General features: G+C 59.2%; 15 protein-coding genes. 14 read left to right on the forward strand and 1 reads right to left on the reverse strand.

The annotated features are described in order from the left end of the window. The first annotated feature begins 7 nt into the window (after positions 1–7). The 3 genes from G6K99_RS23265 to G6K99_RS07815 all read left to right on the forward strand — a co-directional run bounded on the left by G6K99_RS23265 (position 8) and on the right by G6K99_RS07815 (position 2146). A complete protein-coding gene (locus G6K99_RS23265; protein WP_244631408.1) occupies positions 8–562 on the forward strand; it encodes a DUF6362 family protein in 555 nt (184 codons plus the stop codon). A gap of 685 nt (positions 563–1247) precedes the next feature. Beyond that, the gene (locus G6K99_RS07810) at positions 1248–1694 is read left to right on the forward strand and encodes a hypothetical protein (protein ID WP_174196197.1); all 447 of its coding nucleotides are present in this window, start codon (positions 1248–1250) and stop codon (positions 1692–1694) included. 116 nt (positions 1695–1810) lie between these two features. After that, positions 1811–2146: a hypothetical protein gene (locus tag G6K99_RS07815; protein WP_174196198.1), complete on the forward strand. Its 336-nt coding sequence runs from the start codon at positions 1811–1813 to the stop codon at positions 2144–2146. On the opposite strand, the gene G6K99_RS07820 is transcribed toward G6K99_RS07815, so the two are convergent. After that, positions 2143–2403 (reverse strand): hypothetical protein, encoded by a 261-nt coding sequence (locus G6K99_RS07820; RefSeq protein ID WP_174196199.1) that lies wholly within the window; start codon positions 2401–2403, stop codon positions 2143–2145. The two genes, G6K99_RS07815 and G6K99_RS07820, sit on opposite strands and share 4 nt — an antisense overlap. Before the next feature lie 220 nt (positions 2404–2623). Here G6K99_RS07820 and G6K99_RS07825 point away from each other — a divergent pair, with 220 nt between their 5' ends. The 11 genes from G6K99_RS07825 to G6K99_RS07875 are packed head-to-tail and all read left to right on the forward strand — an operon-like array spanning position 2624 to position 8972. Further along, positions 2624–3025 carry a hypothetical protein gene (locus tag G6K99_RS07825; protein WP_174196200.1) on the forward strand — a complete coding sequence of 134 codons (402 nt, stop codon included), beginning with the start codon at positions 2624–2626 and terminating at the stop codon, positions 3023–3025. After that, the gene (locus G6K99_RS07830) at positions 3025–3507 is read left to right on the forward strand and encodes a hypothetical protein (RefSeq protein WP_174196201.1); all 483 of its coding nucleotides are present in this window, start codon (positions 3025–3027) and stop codon (positions 3505–3507) included. Before G6K99_RS07825 ends, G6K99_RS07830 begins: the two co-directional genes overlap by 1 nt. 18 nt (positions 3508–3525) lie before the next feature. Continuing rightward, complete coding sequence (locus G6K99_RS07835; protein WP_174196202.1) at positions 3526–3966, forward strand: hypothetical protein; 441 nt, start codon at positions 3526–3528, stop codon at positions 3964–3966. A 32-nt stretch (positions 3967–3998) separates the two neighbouring features. After that, positions 3999–4340: a hypothetical protein gene (locus G6K99_RS07840; protein WP_174196203.1), complete on the forward strand. Its 342-nt coding sequence runs from the start codon at positions 3999–4001 to the stop codon at positions 4338–4340. Then, entirely contained in the window at positions 4340–4558 is a 219-nt protein-coding gene (locus tag G6K99_RS07845; RefSeq protein ID WP_174196204.1) for a hypothetical protein, read from the forward strand. The genes G6K99_RS07840 and G6K99_RS07845 overlap by 1 nt, the downstream gene beginning before the upstream one ends. Further along, positions 4558–5046 (forward strand): terminase small subunit protein, encoded by a 489-nt coding sequence (locus G6K99_RS07850; protein ID WP_174196205.1) that lies wholly within the window; start codon positions 4558–4560, stop codon positions 5044–5046. The genes G6K99_RS07845 and G6K99_RS07850 overlap by 1 nt, the downstream gene beginning before the upstream one ends. Further along, entirely contained in the window at positions 5043–6614 is a 1572-nt protein-coding gene (locus G6K99_RS07855) for a terminase large subunit domain-containing protein (RefSeq protein ID WP_174196206.1), read from the forward strand. Before G6K99_RS07850 ends, G6K99_RS07855 begins: the two co-directional genes overlap by 4 nt. Further along, positions 6614–6880: a hypothetical protein gene (locus G6K99_RS07860; protein WP_174196207.1), complete on the forward strand. Its 267-nt coding sequence runs from the start codon at positions 6614–6616 to the stop codon at positions 6878–6880. The genes G6K99_RS07855 and G6K99_RS07860 overlap by 1 nt, the downstream gene beginning before the upstream one ends. Next, positions 6880–7077 (forward strand): hypothetical protein, encoded by a 198-nt coding sequence (locus G6K99_RS07865; RefSeq protein WP_174196208.1) that lies wholly within the window; start codon positions 6880–6882, stop codon positions 7075–7077. Before G6K99_RS07860 ends, G6K99_RS07865 begins: the two co-directional genes overlap by 1 nt. Continuing rightward, entirely contained in the window at positions 7078–8733 is a 1656-nt protein-coding gene (locus G6K99_RS07870) for a portal protein (protein ID WP_174196209.1), read from the forward strand. After that, positions 8733–8972 (forward strand): hypothetical protein, encoded by a 240-nt coding sequence (locus tag G6K99_RS07875; RefSeq protein WP_174196210.1) that lies wholly within the window; start codon positions 8733–8735, stop codon positions 8970–8972. The genes G6K99_RS07870 and G6K99_RS07875 overlap by 1 nt, the downstream gene beginning before the upstream one ends. The last annotated feature ends 49 nt before the right edge of the window (positions 8973–9021 follow it).

The following is a 9021-nucleotide window of genomic DNA, read 5'->3' on the forward strand; positions in this document are numbered from 1 at the left end:
AACGAAGATGGCGAGAATCAGAAAGAAGCGCGACACGAATAACAAACCGGGCCTGCCCGCACCGGGGTGCAAATCGCTGCCGGAGGATGACCCCACTATCCGCGTCACGGCAAAGCACAGACTGCACCCGCAACCTCCGCGCCGACCAGCGCCCGCTATCACGCAAGGCGCGCGTGTTTCCCGCACGGACGTCCAGGAGAGGCTTATCACCGCCCTGAAGACGTTGAGAGCACTTCCAGATCAGGAGAAACGGTTCTTCATCGTCAAGTCTTCGTCGCCGGATTACGTGCGGGAATACATGGACGCCTACGACCCAGACAATGACTACGGGCCGCGCTTCCTGCCGACGCCAGCCGACGTCTCCGACTGCCTCACGGCCTTGTCGTGGATACGTCATCTCGACAAGCGCGCATGGCAGATCGTGTGGTGGCGATCATTCGATGTTTCCTTCGGTCTGATCGGAAAGAGGATAGGGCGGAGCGATGAAACGGCCCGCCGTCGCTTTGAAGATGTGATCACTGATGCGTGGATTGCAGTGAATAAACCTAGAAAAGCCGCATAAGGCAGAGAAAATGGTTGGCAAACGTGGCAATATGTGGCCTTATCACCTATAAGATCAGGGTGATTTGCACTTACCGTTTACGTGGGGTGGAGCAGTTCGGTAGCTCACTTGGCTCATAACTCAATACGTGTTATGAGCCATCATGAGCGAAAAACCGATAGCAACCAGATCTGATCCTGAAGCTAGGCGCGCTTACACGCGTTGGCACTATCAACAAAACAAGGAAGCTTACAAAGCTAGGGCTCGGGCTAAAAACCTTGAAACCCGGGACGCTGTAAGACAATTCTTGTTCGAGTATGTTGGTGCGCATCCCTGTATTGACTGTGGTGAGGCTGACCCGATTGTCCTTGAGTTTGACCATAGGGGCGATGACGTAAAGGTCTTTGACATTGGTGATGCGATCAGACGAGGTTACTCGCTAAATTCGGTCAAGGCTGAAGTGAAGAAGTGCGACGTCCGCTGCGCAAATTGTCACCGCAGGATTACGTACAAAAGAGCAGGACGAACACATCGCGGGTGACGCAGGTTCAAATCCTGCCCCCGCAACCAAATCGGAATAGCGTGGTGCCCCGCATTTACCGGGCATACTGGCCGCAGCGCGACAGGCGGAGTTCCGACCAAACACTGCATGCGCTTCGAAGCCCTGGGTTTTACCAGTAGCCGGGCCACGGTTCGGATAGGGCGCATGCAGGACCAAATCGGGAAGCGGCGTGGAAGGACACGCAGCGCGGAACTATCCGAGGACGTTCCGAGAGAGGTGACGCCGGTTTGTATTCTCTCGCAAACGCACCGGCAGCAGGTTTCGAACCCTGCCTTCCCGTACCCATCCAAAGCCCGTCCTGTAAATCTGCAGGGCGGGCTTTATCGTTCCAACAAGCAGAAAGGAAACAGCATGCGCAGCCATAGCTTCATGTTCGGTTTTTACCGCCTGTATGACATCCTCGCATCCGTCGCCCTGATCGTTGCCGACTTCGCCCGGCTCGCGCTGCGCATCGACTACGGCCATGCATGGCGCTTCATGCGAGAGGCCGGCGTCACAGCATTCTGCAAGATCGGCGAACTCAAGCCGGCCTACCGCGAGAGCTACGACACCCACGGACTCAGTCTCGACCCAGGTCGAATGCGCTGCTGATTGCCGTTTCCCAGCAAGGAGGCTAGGCCACGTCGGCCTGCCTCCGTTTCAGTGTCTCAATCTGTACCCTGACATGGCAGAGATCGCGACACGGCCCGTTTAGCCTGAGGCATCCCATGACAGACTGGTCCACCATCTCCGACGACGAGTTCGTCGAGGAAGCCCAGCGCCGCGTCAACCAAGGCCAGTGGTCGCCGGATCGCTTCATGAGCCAATCCCAGTGCGATGACCGCGCCAAGCTGCGCGTTCTGGTCGGCGCCATCATCACGATGAGGGTCAACATCATCCGCGCAACCGGATCCTGCCCAGACTGGCTACAGGCCCTTGCATCCAAGTGCGACGAGCTTGACGGCATCTACGGCAATCCGCTCCCAGAGCGCGCGTATGCGATCAACACGACGTTCGTCGGGAAAGAGACCGCGTTCCAGGATCATTCGCCTAAGGCGGCTTAAGGCTCTAGGAAGGGCTTCCCCTGACCCGTGATGGGGCTGAAGCCGGTCAAATGTTGCCTCGTCCAAGAGAGCAATTCTAGCTGTTGGGTCACATCACCGTCGCTGTTGTCGCGCAGTTCGATGTAGGCGTCACGGAGCTTCAAGAGGAACCTGTCTTGGAACGTTGTGTCGCTTTCGTTGATCGTCTGCACGACGCAAGCGGCAAGCACCGATACGCCAGCTTTGATCTGTTGCAGTTCGCGGTGTTTCTCATCCATGCGTGTTTCCTCCTAGGTTGAGACCCGCATCATCCCACACGTCATCGAATCGCCCAAGCGGCGTTCGGTGGCTGACGACTTAACCACAGCTATCCTCAGCCCGCTTGACGAAATGACCGGCGGGCCTGGCTACCAAGGAGATGTGAGATGAAGACCGCATTCTGGAAAGCAGTCATCCGGGTGGCCAACGGCATGCTCGAAGCTGCGGGAGCCCGCTGAGATGGCCATCACGAAGGTCAACGACGTTCTGCAGTTCACCAACGAAGCTGGAACGCGTGAATATGCCGAGATCATCAGCACGGTCGCGATCGATCCGGCAACAGGCAACGTTCAGGGCTCGACGGCGAGCACCGGTGCGACTGTCGCGGTTGCCTCATCCGCGACGGCTGTCACCATCAAGGCTGCCAACGCTCTCCGTATCGGACTGACGATCGCCAACGACAGCACCTCAATCCTCTACATCCTGCTTGGCGCGGGCACGGTCAGCGCGACCAACTACACGTATGCGCTGCCAGCCAAGGGCACGACAGCGGCCGACCGCACCATCACTGGCTTCACCGGCATCGTCACGGGTATCTGGGCGACTGCTAACGGGAGCGCTCTTGTCACGGAACTGACCTGATGCCTTTCCTCACAAGCTTCTTTCAGCCGCAATCGGCGTCACGCTTCATCGATGGCAATTTCACCATTGCTACGCTCCCGCTGGCATCGGACAACGCGCAGAAATATGCTTGGGTAACGGATCTGCATGACGGCCAGCCAGACCTCGTGATCAGCGACGGTTCATTCTGGAAACCCGTCCGCCCTCTTGCCACGAGGGTCGTCGCCAATAGCGATGCCCCCATGACGCTCACACCGCTGGTGAACAGCCCGACGCAGATCATGCGGGGCACACTCACCGCAAGCCGCAACATCACGCTGTCGAGCAGCTTCGCCTATCCCGGTGCCAAGTTCCGTATCAAGCGGGAAGCAGGTGGGGTGCTCCTCAATCTCAACATCATCGGCGCGGTGACGACCGCTCTCGGGCTCACCGCACCATGGATGGATCTCGAATACGTCGCAGGCACCGGATGGGTGCAGACCGCAAGCGGCAGCATCCTCTAAGCCAAAGGAGAAGACCCCATGTACGTTTCACACACACCTGTCGGTGACAGCAACCGTCTGGCACTCGGACCAAACCCGGGAGACCTGATCGTCGATGGCGTCACCTTCAACGTGCACGACCTTGTCGGGCGGGAACCAGCCAAGGAGAATACCATGACCACCGAAAAGACCACCGAACTGGAAAAGCGCATCGCTGATCTCGAACGCAAGCAGGAAGCCATCGAGAACATCGGCGGCGGTAACCTGATCGTCGACGGCAATGTCGTCAACGCTGCTGAAGCACGCGCTCACGCGGCAACCGTTGCAGGTGTCGATCCGGCAGCCACTCCGGCCGTCGCTCTCGAAGACCTGAAGGCTGAACAGGCAGCGATCGACGCTCAGCGTGCGCTCGATGCCAAGCAGGAAGACATCGAAACCGCAGCCAAGGTCACGGCGAAGTCCGCCAAGGCCAAGAAGTAAACTCCCATCAACCCTCTTGAGGCACCAAGCCTATGAAAATCGCCCTGTATATCGAGGACGGTCTCGAACAGATCGTCCTCACATCTGAAAGCAAGACTGAGGAAGCCATCCTCGGCAGACTGCATGACGGATCGCGCGAGGTGTCTATCCATCAGGGCGCTTTCTACGCTGCATGCCGTGGCGGATGGGTCAGAGAGTTCAAGGACGACAAGAGCACCATGATCGTGCTGCGTCCTGCTCCTCCAGCGACTGAAGGCGCGAACGCTGAGGCGTCCCCCACGGTCTTCTGCGACTCGAACGGGATCCGTGAAGCGATCGAACGCTCCAAGCTGAGCAGAGAGCCAGGCAGCGTAACATGGGTGGAGCCCGACTGATGGCCTTCTCCCTAGACGAGTTCCGTAAGCAGGTAGACGCAGTCTACGCCAAGCACACGGCCGTTACGATCTCAGCTGCCCTTGCTTTCGGGCAAGAGATGGACTCCATCATGCAGCCTTTAGAACCGCTGCCTGTCGAGGACCAGAAAGCCGCCCTCGCAATTATCAAACTTCGTGAGCGCCAGATGGAACGCGAAGTCACAGAGGCGTGCAGCTGATGGCCGGTCGCCCCTCCGATTATAGCCAAGACATGGCTGACCTCATCTGTGAGCGGATCACTCAGGGTGAAAGCCTGCGCGCGATCTGCTCCGATGACGGTATGCCTCATGCGGGCACAGTGTGCCGCTGGTTGGCAAAACACGAAGCATTTCGCGAACAATATGCGCATGCAAGGCAAGCTCAAGCCGAATTGATGGCCGACGAGCTGCTCGAAATCGCAGACGACGGCACGAACGACTGGATGGAGAAGAAGAACGCTGACGGTGAGAACATCGGCTGGCGCGAGAACGGCGAAGCGATGCGTCGATCTCAGCTTCGCATCTCCACACGGCAATGGATTGCTGAGCGGTTGCTGCCGAAGAAGTACGGCACGAAGATCCAGAACGAGCACACCGGCAAAGACGGCGGGGCTATCCAGACTGAAGAGGTCAGCGGGTATGATCTGGCTCGCCGCATCGCGTTTGCTCTCGCCTCCGCGCCGAAGTGAACACCCTTGACGAGATCCTGGCGCGCTTCGACGCACTGCCAGACGAGACGAAGGCGCAACTGGTCAAGGATGCCGAGACGGCGACGGCTGGCCGCTACTTCATCCCGAACGTCGGGCCTCAGACAGACGCGCTGTATAGCGAAGCTGACGAGTTGTTCTTTGGTGGGTCTGCTGGCGGCGGGAAGTCAGCGCTGCTTTGTGGAACCGCAGTAGACGACCACGACGAATCGATCATCTTTCGCCGCGAATATCCGCAGATCAAAGGGCTCGAGAAGGAAGTCACGCGGCTGATCGGGTCGCGCAGCGGGTACAACGGGCAGGACAAGTTCTGGCGGCTGCCGAATGGCAACACGCTGGAGTTCGGCTCGGTTCCGCATGAGACCGATGTCGAGAAGTATCAGGGCCGTCCGCACAGCCTTAAGGGCTTCGACGAGATCACCCACTTCAGCGAAGGGCAGTACCGCTTCCTGATCGGCTGGACGCGCTCAACGAAGAAGGGGCAGCGCTGCCGGGTTATCGCAACAGGCAACCCGCCGACGACAGCGGAAGGCTACTGGGTCGTGCGATATTGGGCTGCTTGGCTCGATCCGAACCACCCGAACCCGGCGAAACCCGGTGAGCTGCGCTGGTACACAACGATAGACGGCAAGGACGTGGAATGCGCTGGCTCCGACGAGATTGAGGTCAACGGCCGAATGGTCAAGCCTCGATCAAGGACTTTCATCCCTGCCAGGCTGGAAGACAATCCTGATCTGATGGCCACTGGCTACGCTTCGGTTCTTGAGGCCATGCCTGAAGAGCTTCGGATCAGAATGCGAGACGGCCGGTTCGACGCCGAGGTTCGCGACTCTGATTTCCAGGTCATCCCGACCGAATGGATCAGGGCTGCACAAGCCAGATGGTCGCCTCAGAAGCCAGCGAACACGGCAATGACCATCCTGAGCCATGACGTCGCGCTCGGCGGTGGCGATGCCAACACTCGCGCCGTTCGATACGGCTGCTGGTATGACGAGGTGAACTCGGAGAAGCTCAAAGGTCTTGTTGACCCGATCGATCTTGCCGCCGGTGACATCGCCCTTATGCGCGATGGATGCGATGTGGTGATCGACATGGGCGGCGGGTATGGCTCCGGGGTCTACTCGCACCTCAAGAACAACGTCGCCGGCATCAAGCTCCATCCTCACAACGGGTCGGAGAAGAGCGCCAAGCGCACGAGAGACGGCAGATTGAAGTTCGCCAACAAGCGGGCCGAAGTCTGGTGGAAATTCAGGGAAGCGCTGGAACCCAACCTGGGCGAGCCTGTTGCGATCCCGATCGATCAGGAGCTTCTCGCCGACCTTGCCGCGCCAACGTGGCGGCTTGGGCCAAACGGCATCCAGATCGAAGAAAAAGCAGAGATCAAGAAGAGGCTTGGCCGCTCACCCGACAAAGGTGACGCGGTGGTTAACGCTTGGTCCTACGGCGAGACCGGCGTTTCAGTCCGGATCCGCGCATACACCGGCGGCAACAGCCTGCCAACCAGAGCGAGCCAAGGCTCAGCTGCTGCAAAAAAGGGAAGGCGATACTGATGAAGGGTATCTACGTTTACGGGGCGCTGCTCATGGCGTTCGCTTTCGCCACAGGGCTGCACCTGAATAGCCCGCTGCTTATGGCCGGCGCGATCCTAGCCTGTGCTATCGCGGCGCTCGGGGAGGTCGTCACGGAGGTGGCGGGGGTTTCCGATATCACCGTTGGCCAGTTCCGGCAGGTGCAGTGGGCAGTTTCCATGGCCTCGTGGCTGATCACTGCCGGCGTCACATTGCTCGCAATCGTTTCTCTGATCGGAGGCATCTGATGTCAGGACTGTTCCCCAAGGTTGAAAAGCCCAAGGCCGCCGCTGTCCAGCGCATGCCCGACCTCGAAGACCCGGCCAACCAGAACGCAGCGCAAGAGCGCCGTCGTCGCACCATGGCCAACCAGGGCAGGGCATCGACCATCATCGCCAACGACAGCAGCAGCACAGCTTACGCCAACACGAAGCTTGGGCAGTAAATGACCGACCTGCGCGCGAAAGAGCTGACAGAGATCGGGGATCGCCTTCGGTCCAAACGACAGCCGTTGATGAGCCTGTTCCAGGAGATCGCAGAGATCTTCTATCCGATCCGGGCAGACTTCACGACGACCATCCAGCTCGGCAACAACTATGCTGACGGCCTGTCGGACAGCTACCCCATGCTCGCGCGGCAGGAACTCGGCAACACGTTCTCCACGCTCCTGCGGCCGGCACAAACCGATTGGTTCATGCCCACCACAGGAGACGAGGACAAGGACGCAGACACCGCGATCGGTCAGGGCCTGCAGTATGTCGGCGGCGTCATCAAACGCGCCATGTACGATCCTCACGCCCGCTTCATGCGCGCCACGAAGGAAGGCGACCACGATTACGCCACCTTCGGGCAGTGCGTGATCTCGGTTGAGGAATCCCAGGCTCTCGATCACCTGCTCTATCGCAACTGGCATATCCGCGATTGCGTCTGGATGGACGACGAGGACGGCCAGACCAACTACATGGACCGCGAGTTCAAGGTCACGGTGCGCAACTATCTCCGCCGGTGGCGAGACAAGGCACCGCCGGCCGTGCTCGCGATGGAGAACAAGTCTCCCGATCAGGAGATCAAGGTTCGCCATCTCGTCATGCCGTCCGACGAATACGACCTGTCGAAGGGCAAGAAGCGCAAGCCGAAGCATCCGTTCGTCTCGATCTATTACGACTGCGAGCACAACGTGATGCTGAAAGAGACGAGCATGCCTCGTTTCTCCTACATCGTGCCACGCTGGCAGACGGTCAGCCAGAGCCAGTACAGCTATTCGCCGGCAACCACCATCGCTCTCCCCGATGCGAGAATGCTGCAGGCTGTAGCTTCTCTCATCCAGGAGATGGGTGAATACGCTGTCTCGCCGGCCATGATCGCCACCGAAGACGCTATCCGGTCCGACGTGAACATCTTCCCCAACGGCATCACATGGGTCTCAGAAGCCTATGACGAGCGCCAGGGTGAAGCGCTCCGATCGCTCAACCGGAATGCAGACTTCAACATCGGCGTCGAGCTGAAGCAGGATGCCCGCGACATGATCGCCCAAGCGTTCTCGCTCAACAAGCTGCAGCTGCCACCGTCAGAGAATGGCGACATGACGGCCTACGAGGTCGGGCAGCGCGTTCAGGAATACATCCGGGCCGCGCTTCCGTTGTTCGAGCCTGTCGAGGTCGAGTACAACATGCCGTTGGTCGAGACGACCTATGAGATGCTTGCCGAGCGCGATGCATTCGATCTCGATCGCATCCCAGCGGAGATGAAGGGCGGGGACTTCTCGTTCCGGTTCCTGTCTCCATTGCGCGAGGCAGAGGCCCGCAAGCGCACGACGCAGTTCACCGAGGTCATCGGCTTGATTGGAGCGCTCGGACCGGACGCGGCCATGAAGAAGCTCCCCAGCACGCTCCTGCTCGACAAGGCGCTGAAGGAAGCCATCCGCGGCACAGGCGCTCCGGCAGACTGGATCCCGACCGAAGAGCAGACCGCTACCGTTGAGAAATCTCAGGATGAAGAGGCAGCCAACCAGAACGCCATGGCTCAGCTCACGCAGGGCAGTGAGGCTGCGGTGAACATCGCCGACGTCACGCAGAAGCTCGCAGCAGCAGGTCAGCTTTGATGGGCGCAGTGATCTACACAGACGGCAACACCATGCTGTCAGACCAGGGGACCAACGAAGACACAGTCGAGTTCCTTGAGCGTCTGCTTCAAAAGGCCAAGGACGGCGAAATAGTCGGGGTCTGTGCAGCTGTTCAATACGCCGATCGTTCGACCGGAGATGGAAACGCCGGGTTCTTTTGGAATGCCCCAATGATCGGCGGGCTCACGAAAATCATCCACAGGCTGGTCAACGAATAGCCTGCTCCCAGAAATCCATATCATCCCCGACAGGGTGAACGATGTTGCG

It is taken from the genome of Neorhizobium sp. AL 9.2.2, assembly GCF_013317225.1.
GTDB classification, from domain to species: Bacteria; Pseudomonadota; Alphaproteobacteria; order Rhizobiales; family Rhizobiaceae; genus Neorhizobium; species Neorhizobium soli.